The sequence below is a fragment of the Rhizobium sp. AC44/96 genome, assembly GCF_001692185.1.
Taxonomy (GTDB): domain Bacteria; phylum Pseudomonadota; class Alphaproteobacteria; order Rhizobiales; family Rhizobiaceae; genus Rhizobium.
Window position 1 is genome coordinate 1 of the sequence record NZ_LXKO01000039.1, and the last position, 23,141, is coordinate 23,141.

Consider the following 23,141-nt stretch of genomic DNA (forward strand, 5'->3'; position numbering starts at 1 on the left):
GCAGGCCAGAACCAGAAACGCCGTCTCCGACGCACTCGCAATCATCCTCCAAACAGTCACCCCGCAGGAGTGTCAAAACCACTTCAGCGAGGCTGGATATGAACGGACTTAAAACAATCCCGCTCTAGTGCAGGCGGGCCTTCACTCGCCACCACCGGATTGAACAAAGTCGGCCCGGACAATGCCGTGCCGCTGCAGCTTGTCGTAAAAGGTCTTACGCGGAATGCCGAGGTCGGCAATCGTCCGCCTCACGTCGCCTCCGTTGGCGTCGAGAGTCTCGCGGATGATGCCGGCCTCATATCGCTCCATGCGATCGGGGAGTGGCAGGGGGCCGTCCTCCACCGCTGCCGCGCGGACCGTGCCCCCCGCGGCCTGCTCTACCCCAAGCACGAAACGTTCGGCAAAGTGAGAAAGTTCGCGCACGTTGCCCGGCCAGTTGTGATCCCGCAGATGGCGATGGACCGCTGCTGACGCTGTCGGCACATCGCGTTTGAACCGCTTCGCGGCTCGCTCGGCAAAATAACCGAAGAGAAGCGGGATATCGTCACGCCGCTCCCTCAACGGCGGAATGGAGATCGTCACGACATTCAGCCGGTAGTACAGATCCTCTCGAAAGCTGCCTCGCTCCTTGGGGTCCCCAAGATCGATCTTCGCGGCGGCGACGACACGAAGGTCCACGGGCCTGACTTCATTCGTGCCGAGAGGTGTGACCTCGCGCATCTCAAGCACGCGCAGCATCTGCACTTGCGTCGATGGCGGCATGCTCTCGATTTCGTCAAGAAACAGCGTGCCGCCACTCGAATGCTCGATGCGGCCGATGCGCTTCTTCTGCGCGCCCGTGAAGGCGCCCGCCTCATGCCCGAAGAGTTCGCTTTCGATAACTGTCTCGGGTAGGGCGCCGCAGTTGAGCGCAACGAAATTGCCAGCTGCCCGGCGGCTCCATTGATGCAGGAGGCTGGCAACAACCTCCTTGCCGCTGCCGGTTTCCCCCGTGACAAGAACATCGACGTCCGTATCCGCGATCTGGCGCAGCGTTCGGCGCAACCGCTCCATCGCCGGCGTCTGGCCGATCAGGGGGAGATCGTCGCGGACTTGCTCGCTGGCTTTGCGCAGGGCGCGGTTTTCCAGGATCAGCCGGCGTTTCTCGACGGCCCGGCGAACGCTCTGCACCAGGCGGTCGGCCGGAAACGGCTTGGTGATGAAGTCGTAGACGCCGTCCTGAATGGCCTTCACCGCCATGGGGATGTCGCCATGGCCGGTCATCAGGATGACAGGCAGATCGGCATCCCGATGCCGCACGCGGTTGAAAAGTTCCAGCCCGTCTATTTGCGGCATCCTGATATCAGAGACAACGATCCCGGAGAAATCGGCATCGAGCACCGCCAGCGCATCGCTCGCTACGGAAAACGCGGAGACGCTGAACCCGGCAAGCTCCAGCGTTTGCTTGGTCGCCCGAAGGAGATCCTTGTCGTCGTCGACAAGATAGATCGGTGCTGCGTCGGTCATGATGTCACCTTCACGAGATGAACTGTAAACTTGGTGCCATCGGCACTGCTTGAGACATCGATGCGCCCGCCATAGTCGGCGACGATGTCCTTGGCGATCACAAGGCCGAGCCCCAGGCCTTTTTCCTTCGAGGTGTTGAACGGAGTGAAAAGCGAGTTCAGAATTTCAGGCGGTATCCCGGGGCCATTATCGGCAACGGTGATCGCGACCTCCGCCGGGGTTTCCGCGACCGAAATCTCCACCTTGCCGCCGATGCGGCCATCGAGAGCTTCCAGCGCATTCTGGAGAAGATTGATGAGGATCTGCTCTAGCCGGACCCGGTTGCCGAGAACGCGTAGGCCGGACGGTGCCGGCTGAACCACAAGCGCATCCAGCTGGCCAGAAAAGCGGCTCTTCAACAGGACAACGGCTCCGGCGATGACATCCCGCAGGATGACTGGTTCCGGCGCCGTCCGGCCCTTGCGTGCGAAGGCCTTCAGCTCCTCGGTGATCGTGCCGATGCGCTCCGTCAGAGCCGCGATCGCTTCCAGATTCTCCTGAACCGGCTCCGTCTGCTTCCGGTCGAGGAAAACGCGTGCATTGTCGGCATAGGCGCGGATAGTGGCGACGGGCTGGTTGATCTCGTGGGCGACGCCTGCCGCAACCTGTCCCAGGATGGCGAGGCGGTTTGCCTGCACGAGGTCCTGTTGCACACCCTGCAATCGAGCCTCCGTGTCCCGGTGATCGGAAATCTCCGCCTGAAGGCGGTCGCGTGCGCGGCTGAGATCGACGGTCCGCTCCTCCACGCGTCGCTCCAGCTCTTCACGCATCGCCTGTTCCACCGCGATCGTCATTGTCGCGACCTGCCGTCGTCGCAGAAGAAAAGCGGCCACTGCAAGAATGGGAAGGAGTACGGCGAGTGTCAGAAGTCGCGCCTCTCTCACCGCCGATGCAATCGGCGCTGCGGTAGGGACAAGATATTCAAGTCGCCAGGGCGTCGTCGGCACCGCCGCGAAAAGCCGCAAATATTCCGCCTCGCCGCTGCCGGGAAGAACAGCGGAAACCAGTGCGGTCTCTGCATCGATGTTTCGCGGACGCATGATCGGCAGCGGCGTCAGCGGCGCGTCGCCGAACTGGAGGCTGTTGCGAATGGATGTAAGGTCTTCCTGCGGGATGGGCGTCGCCGTCATGAAGCGCCACGATGGGATGCTGGTGATGAGAACGACCCCGTGGTCATCGGTGACGTAGACGGGTCGCCGTGCGTCGCGCCAGTCATCCTCGAGCCGGTCGAACTCCAGCTTGACGACCACGACACCGAGCGGCTTCGTCTCGTTGCCGACACGGCGCGAGATATAAAGCCCGGGTCGCTTGCTGACGCTGCCGAGTGCAAAATGCTCGGCCGTGCCCTGTTCCATCGCTCGCTGGTAATAGTCGCGAAAGGTGTAGTCGTTTCCAACGAAACTGACCGGCTCCCGCCAGTTGCTCGAGGCGATGGCGATGCCGTCCGTGCCGATGACGTAGAGGACGGCAGCCTGCGTGCCTGACACGAGCCGTTCCAGCTTGCGGTTCAAGATGTCGACGGCGTCGGGCTTGGACGATGACAGCGCGTCCAGAACCTGCTGATCCTCCGCCAGCAGGAAAGGCAGCGCGCGAGGCCGCTCAAGCACGGCATTCAACAACGCGACCTTCAGCCCGGCATCGCTGCGGCTCTGGTTTTCGAGTGCCTCGATCGCCGAGCGGCGCCCATAGAATTCCGCGCCGACAAAACCTGCCGAAAGCAGGGCGAGCGCGAGGCAGGCGAACACGATCCAGCTTCGCCGCGCCTGCCGGCCAGCCTTCATCACAAGTTGGAAGTCCGCGATCTGGGTGGGCGAGGTCATCTCCAAATATTGTGCGTAATTTCGCACGCCCGTCAAATGAATTTGTGCGGAATGTCGCCTAATTCCGGCAACTGGATCTCTGTTGAATCAAAAAGAATGTTTAAAATCATAGCCCTGTCGTCCCGTCCGCGAACTGGCACGCGCGTTGCAAAAGATCAGCAAACAGCACGCGCTGTTGATCGATCAACGAAACTGCCCCGGGAGGCCGATCTGGTTTGGGGCGCGATGGAGGACACTATGGGTGTAGCACTTCCAACCGCGCAGGTGCGCGGCAAGGTTCCATTTTATCGGCATCTCTACGTTCAGGTTCTTGCTGCCATTGCGGCGGGCATCCTGCTCGGCCACTTCTATCCTGACATCGGCACGGCGCTGAAGCCGCTCGGTGATGCCTTCATCAAGCTGGTGAAGATGATCATTGCGCCGGTTATCTTCCTGACCGTCGCGACGGGTATTGCGGGCATGTCGGACCTGCAGAAGGTCGGTCGCGTCGCCGGCAAGGCGATGCTCTACTTCCTCGTCTTCTCGACGCTTGCACTCGCCGTCGGGCTTGTCGTTGCCAATGTCGTGCAGCCGGGCGCAGGGATGCACATCGATCCGGCGACGCTCGATGCCAAGGCTGTCGCCAGCTACACGGAAAAGGCCCATGACGCGACCGTCACCGGCTTTCTCATGAACATCATCCCGAACACCATCGTTGGCGCCTTCGCGGACGGCGACATTCTGCAGGTGCTGTTCTTCTCGGTTCTGTTCGGCATCGCGCTGGCGATGGTCGGTGATCGCGGACGTCCGGTCGTCGATTTTCTACAGGCACTGACCGCACCGGTGTTCAAGCTGGTGGCGGTGCTGATGAAGGCCGCCCCGATCGGCGCGTTCGGTGCGATGGCATTCACGATCGGCAAATACGGTATCGGCTCCATCGCGAATCTCGCGATGCTGATCGGCACGTTCTATCTGACGTCGATCATCTTCGTGATCGTCGTGCTCGGTGCCGTCGCTCGCTATAACGGCTTCTCGATCCTGGCGCTGATCCGCTACATCAAGGAAGAACTGCTGCTCGTCCTTGGCACATCGTCATCAGAAGCGGCTCTGCCGGGTTTGATGCAGAAGATGGAACGCGCCGGCTGCAAGCGCTCGGTCGTCGGCCTCGTTATCCCGACCGGCTATTCGTTCAACCTCGACGGCACCAATATCTACATGACGCTGGCGGCGCTCTTCATCGCCCAGGCAACGGACATTCACCTGTCGCTCGGCGATCAGATCCTGCTGCTGGCGGTAGCGATGCTGAGTTCCAAAGGCGCTGCCGGTATCACCGGCGCCGGCTTCATTACGCTGGCGGCGACGCTGTCGGTCGTTCCCTCGGTTCCGGTCGCGGGCATGGCTCTGATCCTTGGCATTGACCGCTTCATGTCGGAATGCCGCGCATTGACCAACTTCGTCGGCAATGCGGTTGCTACCGTTGTTGTTGCCCGCTGGGAAAATGAACTCGACCGCGAAAAATTCGCTGCCGCCATGGCTGGCCAGCTGCCGGAAGAGCTCGATCAGCCGGTTCCGGTGCTGCAGGCGGCCGAATAAGGCAAACGTACCAACGAACAGCCTGCCGTCACCGCGGCAGCTGTGCCTCCCAAGGCGGATGACCGCACTCCCGAAACGGGAGTGCGGTCGTTTTATTTGGTCGGCCAGCTGAGGTCGAGCCGGTCCAGGCCATGGAAGTGATAGACGTCCTTCACCTTTGGCGTCTTGGCGATCTTCAGGCCGGGCAGGCGTTCGAACAGGATCGGCAGCACGACATTGAGCTCCAGGCGTGCAAGCGGTGCCCCGATGCAGAAGTGGATGCCCGCGCCGAACGACAGGTTGGGCGCCTCGTTGCGACCAGGCGCGAACGTCAGCGGGTCAGTGAACTTCGCAGGGTCGAGATTCGCCGCCGCCAGGATCAGGCTGACCTTGTCTCCGCGCCTGAAGGAAATGCCGTCGATTTCGACAGGCTCAAGCGCCCAGCGCTGGAAAATGTGGACGGGCGCACAGATGCGCAGCGTTTCTTCCACCGTCCGTTCGGTCGTCGCTTCGTCCTTGAAGAGTGCTGCGGGATCTAAGCCGCTATCGAGGATCATGCGGACGGAGTTGCCGATCTGGTGGACCGTCGCTTCGTGCCCGGCGTTCAACAGAACGATCGTCGTCGACACGAGTTCGTCCTCGGTGAGGTACTGGCCCTTGTGCTCGGTGTGGATCATGTGCGTCAGCAGGTCGTCCTGCGGATTGGCGCGCCGTTCCGCGATCACGGTTTTCACGTAATCCGAGAATTCCTTGGCCGCCTTGTCGGCGCCGTCCTCGTCGGCACGCGTCCGGCCGAAGAGGTACATGCGGATGTAGGCGTGTGACCATTTCAGCAGTTGCGGCCCCATCTCTTCCGGGATGCCGATCATGCGGGCGATCATCGTGACCGGAATGATGTCGGCGAAGGCCGAAAGTAGCTCGACTTCGCCAGTCTTCTCGAATGTGTCGATCAGCCGGTTGGCCAGCTCGGCAAGCTCGGGTTTCATTTTCTCGACGTGGCGGGAGACGAAGGCGCGATTGACGAGCGTTCTTAGCCGCGTGTGTTCAGGCGGCTCAAGCTCGAGCAGGGAGAAGCGTTCGGCGAGGTCGAAGTTTGCGACGTGCTGATCGGGTTCGGGCAGGCCGAGTTCTTCGCGGCTCGCGATATGCAGGATCTGACGGCCGAAGCGGCGGTCGCGCAACAGGGCGTTCACATGGTCGTAGCCAGTGAAGAACCATTGCTTCTGCTCTTCCCAATAGAAGGTCGGACAATGAGCGTGCAACGCCGCGTAGGCGGCGTTGGGGTTGCCGTAGAAGGCTGGATTGCTGGCGTCGAGAGAGACGCGGCGAGTGGCGGGATCGATCGAAATAAAAGGCGGTATCATCATGTTTCGAGGCTTAGCGGATTTGCCGAGCCTCGAAAAGAGCGCGCGCCGTTCAACCTCTGGAAAGCGATCCGACCCGGCGAAGCGCGTGGACTTGGTCGTCGACGGTCGGGACAAGCTCACCGCGCCGGTGATCCGGCTCTACCGGCGCAGGTGCGGCCGCTTCCGTCTCTCCGAAGATCACGGTGCAGTTTCGCCCGGCACCCTTGGCCGCGTACAACGCCCGATCGGCAGCGGAAACCAGTTTGTCCATGTTCGCTTCCACCGGCGGTGCGATCGCCACGCCAATACTGACGGTGGCGGGAATGATCGCGTCTCCGGTGCTGATGGGAGCGCGGCAGAACTCTGTGCGGATTGCTTCGGCGAGTGCTTCGGCTTCCGTCTGATCGCCGACACTTGCGAACGCAGCGAACTCTTCGCCGCCCATGCGTCCGAACGCGCCCGTTGGTACATATTGGCGTGTCATACGAGCAAACGCCGTAAGAACGACGTCACCCGCTTGGTGCCCGAACCGATCGTTGATGCGCTTGAAGTTGTCGAGGTCGAACAGCAACACCGCAACCTGCCGCCCTTGTTCGAAGGCGCGCAAGCTGATCGGGTCGAATTGCCCGAACAGACCGCGTCGGTTGAGCACGCCCGTCAGTGTGTCGGTCAGGCTGAGCAGCCGCAATTGGCGCTCGGAACGCTCCATGATGACCCGCGCGGTAAGGGCGCAGGCAAGCGTCAGAAGGAATCCCGTCCCCATGGCGGCCGCGCCGGCGTAATTCGCTGCCTGCACATCCGTGGGCGAGGCAACGGCCATTATCACGGCTGTACTGAAGCAGAGGCCACTCTGAGCGAAGAAAAGAACCGCCAGTTTGGCACGTGTAGGCTCAGCTTTGAGATTTGGCGCGTTTATAGCCATGAGGAGCGAAGTGGCACCCGCCGCGGAAGCAAGATTGTAAAGAATGACGCGGTTGGGGTAATCCTCGTTCACCCAGGGCAGGAAGATACCCGCGACCCATATGAGAGGAGGGAGGAAGATCCACCACTCCATCTTCCGCTTGTCGAGCGCGAGGTAGCCTGCCGCCCACGCGCTCTGGCCGGTCAAGGCAATCGCGTTGCCGAGCTCGATCGACAGGAAGTCGGCAATGTGGCCGCGCAATGCCACCATCGCGAAACCGATGGCGCTGAGCAGAAAGCCATAACCCCAGTAGAGATAGGATTTGTTGCGGACATCATGGCGCCAGGCCATGAAGGCCACCAGGGCGAGCGTCATGGCCTCTGAGCACCAGATGGCCAGACCCGTTGTAACATTGAACACGGCAATACCTCTTGTTGGCCGCATACTCGCCGAAGTTACTGGTGACTTCCTTAATCGCCCGCTGCCCGTCGATGGCCGGCGCCATTTATCCGGCGATAGGCTTTCCGTGAGGTAAACGCCGCACGCTTGGTGGGCAGGATTTAGCATTCCTTCATCTTGCTGCAGAGAAAAGCTGTGCGGCAGCACGACGGCGGATCGCTATTGTCGACAGTTTCGAACAATACGCTCGCCAGCAGACCCAAGTGATTCCACATGGATGCCCGCCCTCTTAACGTTATCCGCTGGCGCGTCTTGAAGAGAAGGGTAGGGAAGTTCTATGTAGGGAGAAGGCATTTTCTTTGATTCCCGGCGTCGGGCCGGAAAGACGTTGACAAAGGACGCACATGAGAAACCCAGTCGATACCGCTATGGCCCTCGTGCCGATGGTTGTGGAACAGACCAATCGCGGTGAACGCTCCTACGACATCTATTCGCGCCTGCTCAAGGAACGTATCATCTTCCTGACGGGTCCTGTCGAGGATCACATGGCGACGCTCGTTTGCGCCCAGCTTCTCTTCCTCGAGGCCGAAAACCCGAAGAAGGAAATCGCGCTTTATATCAATTCTCCGGGCGGCGTCGTGACCGCAGGCATGGCGATCTATGACACCATGCAGTTCATCAAGCCGGCCGTTTCGACGCTCTGCATCGGTCAGGCCGCGTCCATGGGATCGCTGCTTCTGGCGGCTGGCGACAAGGACATGCGCTTCGCTACACCGAACTCCCGCATCATGGTTCACCAGCCGTCCGGTGGCTTTCAGGGTCAGGCGTCGGACATCGAGCGTCATGCGCGCGATATCCTCAAGATGAAGCGCCGCCTCAACGAAGTGTACGTCAAGCATACCGGCCGCACGTACGACGAAGTTGAAAAGACGCTCGATCGCGACCATTTCATGGATGCGACGGAAGCTCGCGACTGGGGCGTTATCGACAAGGTTCTGACGTCGCGCGCAGAAATCGAAGGCGACGCGGCCTAGTGAGAACTAGGGATGGTGTTTTATCCGCCACAGTTCTATCTCATTTGTGATCGAACAAAGGAATAAACCCGGTGGCGGGTGAGGCAATCTCAAGTATTAATGCTATGTTGAATTTTTATGACATAGCATTCGGCATTCGAAGGGGAATTCGTTGCCACCGGAACCAGGACAGCATAGCTTGGACCCGGTTCGTACCCCTTAACGGCCCTGGCCGGCTGGAACTCCAAGAGTGGAGTAGGCCAATGAGTGGACCGTCATTTCACCTTGAAATGCGGCGTGCTGGAAGGAAAGTGATATGAGCAAGGTCAGCGGCAGCAACGGCGGCGACTCCAAAAACACCCTCTATTGTTCGTTCTGCGGAAAGAGCCAGCACGAAGTCCGGAAGCTTATTGCCGGGCCGACAGTTTTCATCTGCGATGAATGCGTCGAATTGTGCATGGACATCATTCGCGAAGAGAACAAGTCCTCGATGGTTAAGTCCCGCGACGGCGTTCCCACGCCCCAGGACATCATCAAGGTTCTCGACGAATACGTCATCGGTCAGCGCCAGGCGAAGAAGATCCTGTCGGTTGCCGTTCACAACCATTACAAGCGCCTCGCACATGCGTCGAAGAACGGCGAAGTCGAACTGGCGAAGTCGAACATCATGCTGGTCGGTCCGACCGGTTGCGGCAAGACCTATCTGGCCCAGACGCTCGCTCGCATCATCGACGTTCCCTTCACGATGGCTGATGCAACGACGCTGACGGAAGCCGGCTACGTCGGTGAAGACGTCGAAAACATCATCCTGAAGCTTCTCCAGGCTGCTGACTACAACGTCGAGCGTGCGCAGCGCGGCATCGTCTACATCGACGAAGTCGACAAGATCTCGCGCAAGTCGGACAATCCTTCGATCACCCGCGACGTGTCGGGCGAGGGTGTCCAGCAGGCGCTTCTGAAGATCATGGAAGGCACCGTTGCCTCGGTACCGCCGCAGGGCGGCCGCAAGCATCCGCAGCAGGAATTCCTGCAGGTCGACACGACGAACATCCTGTTCATCTGCGGCGGTGCGTTTGCTGGTCTCGACAAGATCATCTCCGCTCGCGGCGAGAAGACCTCGATCGGCTTCGGCGCGACGGTGAAGGCTCAGGACGATCGCCGCGTTGGCGAAGTACTGCGCGAGCTTGAGCCGGAAGATCTGGTCAAGTTCGGCCTCATCCCGGAATTCATCGGTCGTCTGCCGGTTCTGGCAACGCTCGAAGACCTCGACGAAGACGCGCTGATCCAGATCCTGTCGGAACCGAAGAACGCGCTCATCAAGCAGTATCAGCGCCTGTTCGAGATGGAAGACGTGGAACTGACCTTCCACGAGGACGCTCTTCGCGAAATCGCCCGCAAGGCGATCACCCGCAAGACCGGCGCCCGCGGCCTTCGTTCGATCATGGAAAAGATCCTGCTCGACACGATGTTCGAGCTTCCGACCCTGGAAGGTGTACGCGAGGTCGTGATTTCCGACGAGGTCGTACGCGGCTCAGCCCGTCCGCTGTACATCTACGCGGATCGTCAGGACGAAAAGGCGAACGCATCGGCCTAACGCCTTATCGATGTCTTTACGATACGAAGCGTGATTTTTAGGGGCTTGCCGTCGGCAGGCCCCTTTCTATTTGAAAAACCATGCACGGCACTGATAAATCTTGCTTATGAAGTCCGAAACCACCTCCGTTGCCGTTGCGAATTCACGCGCCCTTGGCAATTATGGAATGATTCCGTTGGTGTGTTTCGACTTTGTATTTTAGTCGGTTCGGAAGTGGTCAGCGCCGGTCCAGCGTAGCGCGCCATAGTGCAGGTGTTCCGTTGTAGCATAGCTGTCATGTCCAGGGGGACGCGGGCCATGGCACTGCTTGAAAAGCGTAGTCAGAACCTCCACTTGTGTCTCAAGTGAGAGTGCGGCCGGTCCAAGCGGCCGTGCCAGAAGAGCCCGGCAACGGGACGATGGAAAGGAAATAAAATGACGAAGAAAACGTCAGCTGCGAGCAGCACCCCATATCCGGTTTTGCCTCTGCGCGACATCGTGGTTTTTCCGCATATGATCGTGCCGCTGTTCGTTGGTCGTGAAAAGTCGATCCGCGCGCTTGAAGAGGTCATGGGTTCCGACAAGCAGATCATGCTCGTAACGCAGATCAATGCGAGCGATGACGATCCGGAGCCGTCGGCCATTCATAACGTCGGCACTGTCGCCAATGTCTTGCAGCTGCTGAAGCTTCCCGATGGTACCGTGAAGGTGCTGGTCGAAGGGCGCGCCCGCGCCGAGATCGATACCTACACCGACCGTGAGGACTTCTACGAGGCGCTCGGCCATGTTCTCGAAGAACCGCATGACGATCCGGTCGAGCTCGAAGCGCTCAGCCGCTCGGTCGTCTCCGAGTTCGAGAGCTACGTGAAGCTCAACAAGAAGATCTCTCCGGAGGTCGTTGGCGCCGCCAGCCAGATCGACGACTATTCGAAGCTGGCCGATACGGTTGCCTCGCACCTGTCGATCAAGATCACCGAGAAGCAGGAGATGCTGGAAACCACCAGCGTCAAGGCTCGCCTCGAAAAGGCGCTCGGTTTCATGGAAGGTGAGATCTCGGTCCTTCAGGTCGAGAAGCGCATCCGCTCGCGCGTCAAGCGCCAGATGGAGAAGACCCAGCGCGAGTACTACCTGAACGAACAGATGAAGGCGATCCAGAAGGAGCTCGGCGACGGCGAAGAAGGCCGCGACGAGATGGCCGAACTGGAAGAGCGCATTTCCAAGACCAAGCTGTCGAAGGAAGCCCGCGAAAAGGCCGATGCCGAGCTGAAGAAGCTGCGGCAGATGAGCCCGATGTCGGCTGAGGCGACTGTTGTCCGCAACTATCTCGATTGGCTGCTCGGCATTCCGTGGGGCAAGAAGTCGAAGATCAAGTCGGATCTCAACAACGCCGAAAAGATCCTCGAAGCCGATCACTTCGGTCTAGACAAGGTCAAGGAGCGCATCGTCGAGTATCTGGCTGTTCAGGCTCGTGCGACGAAGATCAAGGGGCCGATCCTGTGCCTCGTTGGCCCTCCGGGTGTCGGCAAGACCTCGCTCGCCCAGTCGATCGCCAAGGCGACCGGCCGTGAGTATGTTCGCATGGCGCTCGGTGGCGTTCGTGACGAAGCTGAAATCCGCGGTCACCGCCGCACCTATATCGGTTCGATGCCTGGCAAGGTCATCCAGTCGATGAAGAAGGCGAAGAAGTCCAACCCGCTCTTCCTGCTCGATGAAATCGACAAGATGGGCCAGGATTTCCGCGGTGATCCGTCATCGGCTCTGCTCGAGGTGCTGGATCCGGCTCAGAACTCGACCTTCATGGACCACTACCTTGAGGTCGAATACGATCTGTCGGACGTGATGTTCATCACGACGGCGAACACGCTGAACATCCCTGCGCCTCTGATGGACCGCATGGAAGTCATCCGTATCGCCGGCTACACCGAAGACGAAAAGCGCGAAATCGCCAAGCGGCACCTGCTGCCGAAGGCCATCAAGGAACATGCGCTGCAGCCGAATGAATTCTCGGTTTCGGACGATGCCCTGATGGCGATCAGCCAGCAGTACACCCGCGAAGCCGGTGTCCGTAACTTCGAACGCGAATTGATGAAGCTCGCCCGCAAGGCGGTCACCGAGATCATCAAGGGCAAGACGAAGTCCGTTCATGTGACGGCCGAAAACATCGACGACTACCTGGGCGTTCCGCGCTTCCGCCACGGCGAAGCCGAACGCGAGGATCAGGTCGGCGTCGTTACCGGTCTGGCCTGGACGGAAGTCGGCGGCGAACTGCTGACGATCGAAGGCGTCATGATGCCGGGCAAGGGTCGCATGACCGTCACCGGCAACCTGAAGGAAGTGATGAAGGAATCGATTTCGGCGGCCGCATCTTACGTCCGCAGCAGAGCTGTCGATTTCGGCATCGAGCCGCCGCGCTTCGATAAGAGCGACATCCACGTGCACGTGCCGGAAGGTGCGACGCCGAAGGATGGTCCGTCGGCCGGCGTTGCCATGGCAACCGCGATCGTCTCGATCATGACCGGTATTCCGGTCGACAAGAACGTGGCAATGACAGGTGAAATCACCCTGCGTGGTCGCGTACTGCCGATCGGTGGTCTCAAGGAAAAGCTGCTTGCAGCGCTTCGCGGCGGCATCAAGAAGGTGCTGATCCCGGAAGAGAACGCCAAGGACTTGGCGGAGATTCCGGATAACGTGAAGAACAACATGGAGATCATCCCCGTGTCCCGCATGGGCGAGGTGATCAAGCATGCTCTGGTCCGCAGGCCGGAGCCGATCGAGTGGGATGGAACAGTCGAAACGCCGGTCATCGCGACGGTCGAAGGGCTCGATGAAACTGGCGCAACCATAGCTCACTGAGCCTTGTTTGCCACATTCGTGCCCAATTGCTTAAAAACCCTGAAAAGGCTGGCGTTTTCGCCAGCCTTTTTTTGTGAAAACCATGTGTAGACGCTTGCATTTCCTTGATTTGCAGGGTCTTTGGGGTGCGGCGGGCCTGATGAACCTTATTCTGTGCCAGCTTATAGATTTGAGTCGTTTCGAACCATTTAGAAAGGGGTGGAAACATGAACAAGAATGAACTCGTGTCCGCAGTTGCCGAAAAGGCAGGACTCTCGAAGACCGATGCTGCTTCCGCAGTTGACGCAGTTTTCGAAGTTGTCCAGGCTGAACTCAAGGGCAAGGGCGACGTTCGCCTCGCTGGTTTCGGTAGCTTCACCGTTTCCCATCGCGCAGCCACCAAGGGCCGCAACCCGTCCACCGGCGCTGAAGTCGATATCCCGGCTCGCAACGTGCCGAAGTTCACGCCCGGCAAGGGCCTGAAGGATGCCGTCAACGGCTGATTGGATTTGACTTGGCTGCCGGACAACGAGGCCGGCGGCACAGGTTTTAGAGGGTTCGGCGCAAGCTGGACCCTTTTCGCGTTTTTATGACCTTGCTGATCTTGCGACTTTGTTTTACGCCATTGGTGTTCTCAGGGCGGGGTGAAAGTCCCCACCGGCGGTAAGAGCATTTGCTTGAGCCCGCGAGCGCTTTTCCGGCCACGTCGGAAAGGGTCAGCAGATCCGGTGCAATTCCGGAGCCGACGGTCATAGTCCGGATGAAAGAGAATGAACGTCGTTTGATCGCGAAGGCCGATGCCGACGCGTGATATCGGCGCTCATGCGTCCTGATTTGTGTTGGTCCCTTGTTTCGGATGAATGACATGAATCAGACTTCCCCATTGACCGCTTCCAAGTCGCGCGCGCTTGCCGGCGCCGGCTGGATGGTACTTGCAGGGATCGCTTTCGCGATCCTCAACGTCATCACGCAGTGGCTGACGATGAAGCTGGCGTTTCCCTCCGCATCAGCCGCTTTCTGGCAATATGCATTCGCTTTGCTGTTCTCCCTGCCGTTCCTGAAAAAGGTCGGCCTTTCCGCCATGCGGACCAGTTACCCCTGGCGCCACGCCGTTCGCGTTGCCCTGGCCTCCTTCGGCGTGCTGGCCTGGGTTGCGGGGCTCGCGTCTGTCCCGATCTGGCAGGCGATCGCACTCGTGATGACGTCTCCCTTCTTCATCATCCTCGGCGCCCGGCTGTTTCTTGGCGAACGTGTTGGAACCGCCCGTTGGGCAGCGACCGCAGTCGGTTTCATAGGCGCGATGATCATCCTGCAGCCGTGGTCGGATGCCTTTACCTGGGCTGCCCTGCTGCCGATACTCTCCGCGTTGCTGTGGGGAGCCTCGTCCCTGATCACCAAGAGCCTCACCGGGATCGAGCGCCCAGAGACGATCACCGTCTGGCTGCTGGTCTTGCTGACGCCGATCAATGGTGGCCTGGCGCTTGCCGCGGATTTCGCCATCCCGACCGGCATGACCCTCGTGCTCTTCGTTCTGGCTGGCCTGTTGACCGTCATGGCGCAGTATTTCCTGACGCTCGCCTACACCGTGGCCGACGCCACTTACGTGCAGCCGTTCGATGATCTCAAGCTGCCCCTGAACGTACTGGCCGGCTGGCTGTTCTTCGGTTACGCGCCGGCGGGCTACCTCTGGCTCGGTGCTTTCCTGATCCTCGGCGCCTCTATCTTCATCATGCAAAATGAAATGAAGCGGGAGCGGGCAGGCGGCTGATCCACAGCTGACCAGCGGGCGGTCACGCATATGTTATCGCCCGTTCCAGAAGCCGACAGAAATGTCATATCGTTGTGATCTCACCCCCCTAGGCGGAGTGCGTTTCTTATAGCGCCAATGGGGGTATCCATAGTGAAGACGATTTTTTCCACCGCAGCAGCCTTGCTTTTGACCGCAGGTATCGCAGCCGCTGCAGACTATGTTTCCTATCTCGATTTTCCGCAGCCGAAGGATGACAGCAAGGAGTTCTTCACGGCGATCGAGATCCCGCAGGGAAGCATCATCAAGTACGAGATCGACGCCGATACCGGCCACATCGTCGTTGACCGCTTCCAGTCGATGCCGGTGGCCTATCCGGCCAACTATGGCTCGATCACCAGCTCGCTCGGCGGTGACGGTGATCCGCTCGACGCGATCGTCTACACACGCGAACCGGTCGCTCCCGGCGCAATCATCCGGGTGCGCGCGATCGGTGTGCTGAAGATGATCGACGGTGGCGAGGTCGACGACAAGATTGTTGCCGTGCCGACGACCGACATCGATCCGACCTACGACAAGGTCAAGGAAATCACCGATCTTCCGGAGATCGAGCAGGAGCGCCTGCAGGCCTTCTTCCGCGTCTACAAGCAGCTTCCGGCAAAGCGCAAGGTCGTCGAGCTGAACGGCTTTGAAAATGCCGAGAAGGCGCAGTCGGAAGTCGCCACCGCCATCAAGGCCTATGCCGACAAGAAGTAATTCGAGCCGCACTCTCAAAGAAATGGCCGGGTTTTGCCCGGCCATTTTTGTATCTACCAGCGCTGATGCACGTGCGGCCCGATCAGCCGCTCGTAGATCTCGCGGGTGGCATCCATGACGTCCTGCGAAAGCGGCGCAAGGCTGGCCGCGGCCGCGTTGGCTTTGGCCTGCTCGGCATTGCGAGCGCCGGGGATCACGACGGTGACGGCGTCGCTCATCAGGATCCAGCGAAGCGCGAATGCGGCCATGGAGGCGCCGGCCGGAACCAGCTTGCGCACTTCCTCGACGGCTTGAAGGCCAACCTCGAAAGGCACACCGGCAAACGTTTCGCCGACGTCGAAGGCTTCGCCGTGACGGTTGAAGTTGCGGTGGTCGTCGCTCGCGAACGTCGTTTCCCGGTTGATCTTGCCGGAGAGAAGGCCGCTTGCCAGCGGCACGCGGGCGATGACGGCGATGTTCTTGCGGCGCGCTTCCTGGAAGAACAGATGATCCGGTCGCTGGCGGAAGATATTGTAGATGATCTGGATGCTGACGACGCCGGGATATTCGATCGCCTTCAACGCTTCCTCGACCTTTTCAACGCTGACGCCGTAGCCCCGGATCTTGCCGGCCTTCTGCAGTTCGTTCAGCCCTTCGAAGACTTCGGGACGATAAAGGACCTCTGTCGGCGGGCAGTGCAGCTGAACCAGATCCAGACTGTCGACGCGCAGGTTCCTGAGGCTGCGATCGATGAAGCCTTCGAGGTTGGCCTTGGTGTAGCCATCGGCCATATGCGGATTGAGCCGGCGACCGGCTTTGGTCGCCACCATCGGGCGCTCGCCGCCACGGCTTTCAAGCACATCGGCGATGATCTTTTCCGAACGCCCGTCACCATAGACGTCTGCCGTGTCGATGAAGGTCATGCCGGCATCGAGGGCGGCGTTGAGCGCTGCGCGTCCGTCCGCTTCCGTGACATCGCCCCAGGCGCCGCCGATCTGCCATGCGCCAAAACCGATGTTGGTGACAGTATGGGGCAGATGGCCGAATGAATGTTGCTTCATGAAAATCCTCCACGTGATCAAGTGTTCCCGGCACTAGCAGCGAGCCGGGCAGGGGGCAAGCGTCGGGGCAGAAGATAGGGCGGCCAGCGGGTCGCGTCGCATCTATTTTATGGAGAGCCTTGGCCGTCCCAGGCGTCCTGTCCCTTGGACGGTGGCGATCTATATCCTACGATCGGACGATAACGTTGAGTTCAATTCGCAAGGGAGCGTGCAGTGGAGATCAAACCCGTCGGAAGCGGGCCTTCGATGAAGGCGCCTGCCGAATACTTCACCGGTGCCGTGCGTCAGGACCCACTGATGGATACCCCCGAGCCGGCACGGGTCAGGGCCGTCAGCGTGACTTTCGAGCCGGGCGCCCGCACCGCATGGCACACCCACCCATTGGGGCAAACGCTGATCATCACATCAGGCAAGGGCCTGGCGCAAAGCTGGGGCGGCCCGCTTCAGGAAATCCGCGCCGGCGACTCCGTGTGGTTCGCGCCTGGTGAAAAGCATTGGCACGGCGCCGCGCCGGATACTGCCATGACCCATATCGCCATCCACGAGGCCCTGGATGGCAAGGCCGCTGACTGGATGGAACAAGTCAGCGACGAGCAATATGCGGGAAAGGCCTGAGGCGGTTCAGAGCCGCTTCAGGCAATAGGAAAAGTGAGCGTGCGATTCGACCGTCAGGAACTCGAATTGCCAGCCATAGTCCTTGCAGAATTTCGTGACGGCCTCGACCACGCCGTAAACGATCGGCTTGACCGTGTTGCCGGTGCAGAAATCATGGCCGGCAATCCGGCCGGTCCGTTTGACCTTCTTCTCGCAGAGCAGAAGCTCCTGCCATGTCAGTTCGAACGAGTGGTCGGTGTCGATATAGGCCCAATCGAGAAAGTCGTCTTCGAACTCGGCAAGCTTTTCGAGCGACGTGCCCTGCATCAGGTGCAGCTGGCCGCTATCGATCTGCTGCTTGAACTGGGTATGGATCTGGTCGAGGCCGGAGCTGTAGCGATCCATGCTCCACGGATCGATGAGATAAAGTTGCGCCGGGCGATTCTTCTCCAGAATCTCGGCGGTGTACTCGCCGAATGCCGCCCCGACCTCGACGCCGATGCCGCCATTCGGAATGCGATAGAGCAATTCGCCGCGATCCGGCAGCAGCCGCGCATTTTCCATGTGATGGGCAGCAAGCTGCGTCCTCGGCATGCTCGCCCTTTGTGCCTGCCGTTCTTCGCGTGTTTTCATGATGATATCTCGGATGATGATGCCTGTGGGCTCCCCGCCGGCGCGGCCGGAAGCAAGATGCTCATATAGCCAACCGGGCGGCCGCTTGGCTACCCCATGGGCCGTCATGGGTGGGTGAGGCGGAAGATGCGAGCGCCGCGTTACACTTCCGGTTCCCACCGTTTGGCGCCAGGGCGCAACAGCGAGAGAAAATGCAGGCCCTTTTAGATTCCCTTTCAGATCGTTGCTCTAGCATTCCAGAAGGTGTGTCCTTCATCGCGAAATTATCGAAAGGAAAGAAGGCGGTCCTCGTCAACTAGGGAAGCTCGTTTATTCGTACTCTCGCGTCGGCAAGCCTCCAGCGAGGCCATTCGCCCAGCACCGGCTACGAATCGGCGAGCAGGTAAGATGCACCACGCGCAAGAGAAGGCGAATCTCTCTTCATCGCGCTGCGTTTCCGAGGCTCATTTTTCCAACCACTTCGCCCCTACTCGAATATCGCTGTTCTATCAACCGCGTACAGCCAACTGGCAGTCCTGTAGGGGTGTTGCTCTCCGGGCCGTTCGGTACAGCGGCTTCGGTGCGTATTGCTGACGAAGCGGTGGGTGCGGATTTCCATTGACGTCGTCGTGGCTGCAGAGTTCGATATGAAGCGACATGGGTGAGGGCGCGCGATGGACTACCAAGAAATCGGTGAGCGTCGGAGACAGCTGCGTATAGACGGCTTTGCGACACTTGCAGATGTTGGCTTTGATGGGGACTGGGTAAGCCCCTACCAGATATCATCTCGGTCTAAGACCGGTCCCGTGCTGCTTGCGCTGCACTGGCTGGATGTGTCGTCAATCACCCAACATCATGCAATCTTGACCAAGCTCGGGTTCCTCCCCGGCATTCTCTTCAACAAGGTCTTAGGCCAAGCCCTCGTTGAGTCGGGTCTCACCCGCTCACACATCTACGTCACTCAGGCATTTCATTTACTGCCCAAGGAACAGCGATCGGAAGGCATTTCGCGCGCCAATGTGGATATCTCGTTCGACCAAGTTACACGGCACGAGCTTTCGGGGAGACGTGTTATCGCTCTCGGAGGCGTCGCCACGGCAGCATGTCGGCGGCACGGTATTTCTCACACCGTCGTTTGCCACCCAAGCGCAAGGGGGCGCACGATATCGGACAAGGCGTTGGAAATCGGCACAGCCCTCGCTGGGTAGGAGGGGGACAACACATCGCGTCGCCCGGGGGCATGACGCTTCGGTATTGAAATATGCGGCCAAAAAGGGAGGAAAATGGTGGGCGATGAGAGACTCGAACTCCCGACATCCTCGGTGTAAACGAGGCGCTCTACCAACTGAGCTAATCGCCCGCTCGCTGTGCGGATCATGTCCGCCGCGTCGGTGGCCGTGATCTATGCGGATCGCGGACAAACCGCAAGAGTGTTTGTGAAGATTTTTTGATTTTTTTGAAGGCGGATCGTCATTTGCCTTGGTTGTGCGCGGATTCTGCCTGTGGATAAAAAACCGGCCGCGACGACGGTCGGTTGATGCGGCAGCCAAAATCGATGCGAGGGGCCCCTTATATAGAAGGGGAGCGATTCATCTCGTTTTTCGTCTCCCACAAACAATTCGCAAACTGTCATCGTTTTGTCTCCAAACCTGCTTGACACTCAAATGCGAACCCCTTAGTTAGCCGCTCATCGAAGCGGCAACGCTGCTTTGACAAGGATGCGAAAGCCTCCGGATTGCTTGAAATGAATGCGGGTGTAGCTCAGTCGGTTAGAGTGCCGGCCTGTCACGCCGGAGGTCGCGGGTTCGAGCCCCGTCACTCGCGCCATTTCAATGCAGATGCTGAAAGGCATCGTCCGGCAAGCTTGGTGTCTGTTATGCGCGGGTGTAGCTCAGTCGGTTAGAGTGCCGGCCTGTCACGCCGGAGGTCGCGGGTTCGAGCCCCGTCACTCGCGCCATTTCTTTCTTCAGGAAATGTTCTCCAATACATCAAGGTTCCGGGCTTTCTTGCCCCGGCCTTTATTGACTTTTGCCGCATGCGGTCGACCGATTTCCCTGTCTGTTTCCGCGATAAGCCATGCAATATCGGATGGGCTGGCATGCGCCTGAATCAACTTCTGTGGATTTGTCGCGACATCATTGCATCTGCTTGGTAAAGTCGCGCGTCGACTATTCGAATTGACCCTCTAAAAGTCTTGCGCCGTGGCTCTGGCTGCGCTAACCACGGCGTTGTTGCAACGCACGTTCGCTTGCCGGGCAAATGCCCATTCGCGCCTCCCGGCGCAGCCGGCAAGCAGGGATGAACCTGATGACTGGACTGCTCAGTTCCTATATTCCGATCGCCATTTTCATTGCTATCGCCCTTGTAATCGGCCTGTCGCTGCTCATTGCGCCGTTCGCCGTTGCCTACAAGGCGCCTGATTCGGAAAAGCTTTCGGCTTTTGAATGCGGCTTCAACGCATTCGACGACGCTCGCATGAAGTTCGATATCCGCTTCTATCTGGTGTCGATTCTCTTCATCATCTTCGACCTCGAAGTCGCCTTCCTCTTCCCTTGGGCCGTTTCGTTCGGCGCGATCGGCTGGTTCGGCTTCTGGTCCATGATGGTCTTCCTTGGCGTGCTGACCATCGGCTTTATTTATGAATGGAAAAAGGGAGCCCTGGAATGGGAGTAGCCCCAAGCGACAAGGCGCTCGTTGCGCCGCATCCGAAAGGCGTGATCGACCCGGCTACGGGCAAGCCGATCGGCAACGACAGCGCCTTCTTCGGTGAGATCAACGATGAATTGGCTGACAAGGGCTTTCTCGTTACCTCCACGCGCGATCTGATCACCTGGGCCCGTACGGGCTCGTTGATGTGGATGCAGTTCGGTCTGGCCTGCTGCGCCGTCGAAGGCCTGATGCAGGTCTCCGGTCCGCGTTACGACATGGAGCGCTTCGGTGTTGCTCCGCGCGCTTCGCCGCGCCAGTCCGACGTCATGATCGTTGCCGGCACGCTGACCAATAAGATGGCGCCTGCGCTCCGCAAGGTCTATGACCAGATGCCTGAGCCGCGTTACGTCATTTCGATGGGCTCCTGCGCAAACGGCGGCGGCTACTATCACTATTCCTATTCGGTCGTGCGTGGTTGCGATCGTGTCGTTCCTGTCGATATCTACGTGCCGGGCTGTCCCCCCACGGCAGAAGCGCTGCTCTACGGGGTGCTGCTTCTGCAGAAGAAGATCCGTCGAACCGGAACGATTGAGCGCTAAGGGCGGAGGACTGTCATGAGTGAAGCCTTGAGCGAACTATCCTCGTATCTCCGCGAGATGCGTGGCGATCTCTTTCTTGATGCATCCATCAGCTACGACGAGCTGAACGTAACTGCGACGCCGGAGACGATTCTGGCGCTGCTGACGTTCCTGCGTGACGACGCCCGTTGCGGCTTCATCAGCATGATCGATATCTGCGGCGTCGACTGGCCGCAGCGTGAGAAGCGTTTCGATGTCGTCTATCACCTCCTGTCGCCGAAGCGGAACCTGCGCATCCGCGTGAAGGTTGCTGTCGCCGATGGTGAGTCGGTTCCATCAGCTACATCAGTCTACATGGGTGCTGAGTGGTTCGAGCGTGAAGCCTGGGACATGTACGGCATTCCGTTCTCCGGCCATGCCGACCTCCGCCGCATCCTCACGGACTACGGCTTTGAAGGTCATCCGCTCCGCAAGGATTTCCCGACGACGGGTTATGTCGAGGTGCGTTATGACGATGCCGCCAAGCGCGTCGTTTACGAACCCGTCGAGCTCAAGCAGGAATTCCGCAATTTCGATTTCACGTCCCCGTGGGAAGGCACCGACTACGTACTTCCGGGAGACGAGAAGGCTGCGAACTAAGATGAGGCTCGACTGTCTTGAAGCCTCTCCGTTCGCCGTCTCATGCCAATTGCCAGCGCGGAGCGCGTCGCTATGACTGAACATAACGTTCGCAACTTTACGATCAACTTCGGACCGGAGCACCCGTCCGCGCACGGCGTTCTGCGTCTCGTGCTTGAACTCGATGGCGAAATCATCGAGCGCGTCGATCCGCATATCGGCCTGCTGCACCGCGGCACCGAGAAGCTGATCGAATCGAAGACCTATCTTCAGGCTGTTCCTTATTTCGATCGTCTCGACTATGTCGCGCCGATGAACCAGGAGCACGCTTTCGCGCTCGCCGTCGAAAAGATGCTGAAGCTTGAAATTCCGATTCGCGGTCAGCTGATTCGAGTTCTGTACTCCGAAATTGGCCGAATTCTGTCGCACATCATGAACGTCACGACGCAAGCCATGGACGTCGGCGCAATGACGCCGCCGGTCTGGGGCTTCGAAGAACGCGAAAAGCTGATGGTGTTCTACGAGCGCGCCTGCGGCGCGCGTATGCACTCGGCCTATTTCCGTCCGGGCGGCGTCCACCAGGACATCCCGCCAGAGCTGGTCGAGGATATCGGCAAGTGGTGTGACCCGTTCCTCAAGATCCTCGACGATATCGAAGGCCTTCTGACGGACAACCGCATCTTCAAGCAGCGTAACGTCGATATCGGCGTGGTGTCGCTGGCTGATGCCTGGTCCTGGGGCTTCTCGGGCGTGATGGTTCGCGGCTCGGGCGCTGCCTGGGACCTGCGTCGCTCGCAGCCTTATGAGTGCTACAACGATATGGAATTCGACATTCCGATCGGCAAGAACGGCGACTGCTACGATCGTTACCTGATCCGCATGATCGAGATGCGCCAGTCGGTTCGCATCATGAAGCAGTGCGTAGAGCGCCTGATGGGCAGCGCCAAGACCGGCCCGGTCTCGTCGATCGACGGCAAGGTCGTTCCGCCGAAGCGTGGCGAGATGAAGCGTTCGATGGAAGCGCTCATCCACCACTTCAAGCTCTACACCGAAGGCTACCACGTTCCGGCCGGCGAAGTGTACGCGGCCGTCGAAGCGCCGAAGGGCGAGTTCGGCGTCTATGTCGTCTCCGATGGCAGCAACAAGCCGTACCGCTGCAAGATCCGCGCCCCGGGCTACGCCCATCTGCAGGCGATGGACTTCCTCTGCAAGGGTCACATGCTTGCGGACGTGACGGCTGTTCTCGGTTCACTCGACATCGTGTTCGGTGAGGTAGACCGCTGATGCGTTTGCTGCCGCTCGTCTCCATCGTTCTTCTCTCGGCTTCCGGAGCATTCGCTCAGGAAGCCGGTGGGCTTGGCCTCAAGCTGGGTCAGGAAGCACCGACGGCGCCGGCAGCAAAGACCTCGATGGGCGACCTGTTGTCCAAGGGGTATGAAATCAAGACCGCCGTTCCAAACGGCGGCAAGTTCGTTGTGTTTTTGCAAAAAGACCAGTCGGCCTATGCTTGCGAGATGAAGTCTCTGACCGCCTCGCAGTGTGGCGCCCTAAACTGACAAGGCGTGAG

The 23,141-nt window shown here is 59.5% G+C and carries 20 protein-coding genes, 3 tRNA genes, 1 pseudogene and 1 riboswitch; of the genes and pseudogenes, 17 read left to right on the top strand and 7 right to left on the bottom strand.

Going from position 1 to position 23,141, the window contains the following annotated elements; genetic code table 11:
• Window positions 1–112: pseudogene (locus A6U87_RS30255) on the top strand (IS630 family transposase); the annotation flags it as partial.
• 29 nt (window positions 113–141) lie between these two features.
• Here the strand turns inward: A6U87_RS30255 and A6U87_RS25415 are convergent.
• Together A6U87_RS25415 and A6U87_RS25420 are read right to left on the bottom strand one after the other, a co-directional pair.
• Entirely contained in the window at window positions 142–1,506 is a 1,365-nt protein-coding gene (locus A6U87_RS25415) for a sigma-54 dependent transcriptional regulator (protein ID WP_065694109.1), read from the bottom strand.
• Window positions 1,503–3,365, bottom strand: a complete 1,863-nt coding sequence (locus A6U87_RS25420; protein WP_065694110.1) for an ATP-binding protein — start codon at window positions 3,363–3,365, stop codon at window positions 1,503–1,505. The genes A6U87_RS25415 and A6U87_RS25420 overlap by 4 nt, the downstream gene beginning before the upstream one ends.
• A gap of 237 nt (window positions 3,366–3,602) precedes the next feature.
• On the opposite strand from A6U87_RS25420, the gene A6U87_RS25425 reads away from it, so the two are divergent.
• Entirely contained in the window at window positions 3,603–4,937 is a 1,335-nt protein-coding gene (locus A6U87_RS25425; protein WP_198928764.1) for a dicarboxylate/amino acid:cation symporter, read from the top strand.
• A 92-nt stretch (window positions 4,938–5,029) separates the two neighbouring features.
• On the opposite strand, the gene A6U87_RS25430 is transcribed toward A6U87_RS25425, so the two are convergent.
• Together A6U87_RS25430 and A6U87_RS25435 are read right to left on the bottom strand one after the other, a co-directional pair.
• On the bottom strand, window positions 5,030–6,283 hold the full coding sequence (locus A6U87_RS25430; protein WP_065694112.1) for a cytochrome P450: 1,254 nt from the start codon (window positions 6,281–6,283) through the stop codon (window positions 5,030–5,032).
• 49 nt (window positions 6,284–6,332) lie between these two features.
• Entirely contained in the window at window positions 6,333–7,583 is a 1,251-nt protein-coding gene (locus A6U87_RS25435) for a GGDEF domain-containing protein (RefSeq protein WP_244499570.1), read from the bottom strand.
• Between the two features lie 383 nt (window positions 7,584–7,966).
• Between A6U87_RS25435 and clpP the strand changes: the two genes are divergently transcribed.
• The 6 genes from clpP (at window position 7,967) to A6U87_RS25465 (ending at window position 15,483) form a co-directional block, all read left to right on the top strand.
• Window positions 7,967–8,596, top strand: a complete 630-nt coding sequence (gene clpP, locus A6U87_RS25440) for an ATP-dependent Clp endopeptidase proteolytic subunit ClpP (protein WP_065694114.1) — start codon at window positions 7,967–7,969, stop codon at window positions 8,594–8,596.
• Between the two features lie 295 nt (window positions 8,597–8,891).
• Complete coding sequence (gene clpX / locus A6U87_RS25445) at window positions 8,892–10,169, top strand: ATP-dependent Clp protease ATP-binding subunit ClpX (RefSeq protein ID WP_065694115.1); 1,278 nt, start codon at window positions 8,892–8,894, stop codon at window positions 10,167–10,169.
• A 414-nt stretch (window positions 10,170–10,583) separates the two neighbouring features.
• Complete coding sequence (gene lon / locus A6U87_RS25450) at window positions 10,584–13,001, top strand: endopeptidase La (RefSeq protein WP_065694116.1); 2,418 nt, start codon at window positions 10,584–10,586, stop codon at window positions 12,999–13,001.
• A gap of 206 nt (window positions 13,002–13,207) precedes the next feature.
• On the top strand, window positions 13,208–13,483 hold the full coding sequence (gene hupB, locus A6U87_RS25455; protein ID WP_007531759.1) for a DNA-binding protein HupB: 276 nt from the start codon (window positions 13,208–13,210) through the stop codon (window positions 13,481–13,483).
• Between the two features lie 123 nt (window positions 13,484–13,606).
• A riboswitch (FMN riboswitch) is annotated at window positions 13,607–13,756 on the top strand.
• An 89-nt stretch (window positions 13,757–13,845) separates the two neighbouring features.
• On the top strand, window positions 13,846–14,748 hold the full coding sequence (locus A6U87_RS25460) for a DMT family transporter (RefSeq protein ID WP_065694117.1): 903 nt from the start codon (window positions 13,846–13,848) through the stop codon (window positions 14,746–14,748).
• Between the two features lie 132 nt (window positions 14,749–14,880).
• Window positions 14,881–15,483 carry an inorganic diphosphatase gene (locus tag A6U87_RS25465; RefSeq protein WP_083199678.1) on the top strand — a complete coding sequence of 201 codons (603 nt, stop codon included), beginning with the start codon at window positions 14,881–14,883 and terminating at the stop codon, window positions 15,481–15,483.
• 53 nt (window positions 15,484–15,536) lie between these two features.
• Here A6U87_RS25465 and A6U87_RS25470 read toward each other — a convergent pair whose 3' ends face one another.
• Window positions 15,537–16,523, bottom strand: a complete 987-nt coding sequence (locus A6U87_RS25470) for an aldo/keto reductase (protein WP_065694119.1) — start codon at window positions 16,521–16,523, stop codon at window positions 15,537–15,539.
• A 213-nt stretch (window positions 16,524–16,736) separates the two neighbouring features.
• Between A6U87_RS25470 and A6U87_RS25475 the strand changes: the two genes are divergently transcribed.
• Complete coding sequence (locus tag A6U87_RS25475) at window positions 16,737–17,138, top strand: cupin domain-containing protein (protein ID WP_065694120.1); 402 nt, start codon at window positions 16,737–16,739, stop codon at window positions 17,136–17,138.
• A gap of 6 nt (window positions 17,139–17,144) precedes the next feature.
• On the opposite strand, the gene A6U87_RS25480 is transcribed toward A6U87_RS25475, so the two are convergent.
• Complete coding sequence (locus tag A6U87_RS25480; RefSeq protein ID WP_065694366.1) at window positions 17,145–17,750, bottom strand: class I SAM-dependent methyltransferase; 606 nt, start codon at window positions 17,748–17,750, stop codon at window positions 17,145–17,147.
• Between the two features lie 653 nt (window positions 17,751–18,403).
• Here A6U87_RS25480 and A6U87_RS25485 point away from each other — a divergent pair.
• On the top strand, window positions 18,404–18,937 hold the full coding sequence (locus A6U87_RS25485; protein WP_065694121.1) for a hypothetical protein: 534 nt from the start codon (window positions 18,404–18,406) through the stop codon (window positions 18,935–18,937).
• 76 nt (window positions 18,938–19,013) lie between these two features.
• Here the strand turns inward: A6U87_RS25485 and A6U87_RS25490 are convergent.
• Window positions 19,014–19,089: transfer RNA gene (locus tag A6U87_RS25490), tRNA-Val, on the bottom strand.
• Between the two features lie 390 nt (window positions 19,090–19,479).
• Here A6U87_RS25490 and A6U87_RS25495 point away from each other — a divergent pair.
• From A6U87_RS25495 to A6U87_RS25525, 7 genes are all read left to right on the top strand, one after another.
• A tRNA-Asp gene (locus A6U87_RS25495) sits at window positions 19,480–19,556 on the top strand.
• A 53-nt stretch (window positions 19,557–19,609) separates the two neighbouring features.
• Window positions 19,610–19,686: transfer RNA gene (locus A6U87_RS25500), tRNA-Asp, on the top strand.
• A 350-nt stretch (window positions 19,687–20,036) separates the two neighbouring features.
• Entirely contained in the window at window positions 20,037–20,402 is a 366-nt protein-coding gene (locus A6U87_RS25505; protein ID WP_056537832.1) for an NADH-quinone oxidoreductase subunit A, read from the top strand.
• The gene (locus tag A6U87_RS25510) at window positions 20,393–20,977 is read left to right on the top strand and encodes an NADH-quinone oxidoreductase subunit B family protein (protein WP_056537784.1); all 585 of its coding nucleotides are present in this window, start codon (window positions 20,393–20,395) and stop codon (window positions 20,975–20,977) included. Before A6U87_RS25505 ends, A6U87_RS25510 begins: the two co-directional genes overlap by 10 nt.
• 15 nt (window positions 20,978–20,992) lie before the next feature.
• Window positions 20,993–21,595: an NADH-quinone oxidoreductase subunit C gene (locus A6U87_RS25515; protein ID WP_065694122.1), complete on the top strand. Its 603-nt coding sequence runs from the start codon at window positions 20,993–20,995 to the stop codon at window positions 21,593–21,595.
• 72 nt (window positions 21,596–21,667) lie between these two features.
• Complete coding sequence (locus tag A6U87_RS25520; protein ID WP_065694123.1) at window positions 21,668–22,858, top strand: NADH-quinone oxidoreductase subunit D; 1,191 nt, start codon at window positions 21,668–21,670, stop codon at window positions 22,856–22,858.
• The gene (locus A6U87_RS25525) at window positions 22,858–23,130 is read left to right on the top strand and encodes a hypothetical protein (RefSeq protein ID WP_065694124.1); all 273 of its coding nucleotides are present in this window, start codon (window positions 22,858–22,860) and stop codon (window positions 23,128–23,130) included. The genes A6U87_RS25520 and A6U87_RS25525 overlap by 1 nt, the downstream gene beginning before the upstream one ends.
• Window positions 23,131–23,141: the final 11 nt, after the last annotated feature.

Coding starts and splice junctions, on each gene's coding strand:
- A6U87_RS25415 (WP_065694109.1), bottom strand. CDS start 1,506: ATGACCGACGCAGCACCGATCTATCTTGTCGACGACGACAAGGATCTC.
- A6U87_RS25420 (WP_065694110.1), bottom strand. CDS start 3,365: ATGACCTCGCCCACCCAGATCGCGGACTTCCAACTTGTGATGAAGGCT.
- A6U87_RS25425 (WP_198928764.1), top strand. CDS start 3,603: ATGGGTGTAGCACTTCCAACCGCGCAGGTGCGCGGCAAGGTTCCATTT.
- A6U87_RS25430 (WP_065694112.1), bottom strand. CDS start 6,283: ATGATGATACCGCCTTTTATTTCGATCGATCCCGCCACTCGCCGCGTC.
- clpP (WP_065694114.1), top strand. CDS start 7,967: ATGAGAAACCCAGTCGATACCGCTATGGCCCTCGTGCCGATGGTTGTG.
- clpX (WP_065694115.1), top strand. CDS start 8,892: ATGAGCAAGGTCAGCGGCAGCAACGGCGGCGACTCCAAAAACACCCTC.
- lon (WP_065694116.1), top strand. CDS start 10,584: ATGACGAAGAAAACGTCAGCTGCGAGCAGCACCCCATATCCGGTTTTG.
- hupB (WP_007531759.1), top strand. CDS start 13,208: ATGAACAAGAATGAACTCGTGTCCGCAGTTGCCGAAAAGGCAGGACTC.
- A6U87_RS25460 (WP_065694117.1), top strand. CDS start 13,846: ATGAATCAGACTTCCCCATTGACCGCTTCCAAGTCGCGCGCGCTTGCC.
- A6U87_RS25470 (WP_065694119.1), bottom strand. CDS start 16,523: ATGAAGCAACATTCATTCGGCCATCTGCCCCATACTGTCACCAACATC.
- A6U87_RS25480 (WP_065694366.1), bottom strand. CDS start 17,750: ATGAAAACACGCGAAGAACGGCAGGCACAAAGGGCGAGCATGCCGAGG.
- A6U87_RS25485 (WP_065694121.1), top strand. CDS start 18,404: ATGGACTACCAAGAAATCGGTGAGCGTCGGAGACAGCTGCGTATAGAC.
- A6U87_RS25505 (WP_056537832.1), top strand. CDS start 20,037: ATGACTGGACTGCTCAGTTCCTATATTCCGATCGCCATTTTCATTGCT.
- A6U87_RS25510 (WP_056537784.1), top strand. CDS start 20,393: ATGGGAGTAGCCCCAAGCGACAAGGCGCTCGTTGCGCCGCATCCGAAA.
- A6U87_RS25515 (WP_065694122.1), top strand. CDS start 20,993: ATGAGTGAAGCCTTGAGCGAACTATCCTCGTATCTCCGCGAGATGCGT.
- A6U87_RS25520 (WP_065694123.1), top strand. CDS start 21,668: ATGACTGAACATAACGTTCGCAACTTTACGATCAACTTCGGACCGGAG.
- A6U87_RS25525 (WP_065694124.1), top strand. CDS start 22,858: ATGCGTTTGCTGCCGCTCGTCTCCATCGTTCTTCTCTCGGCTTCCGGA.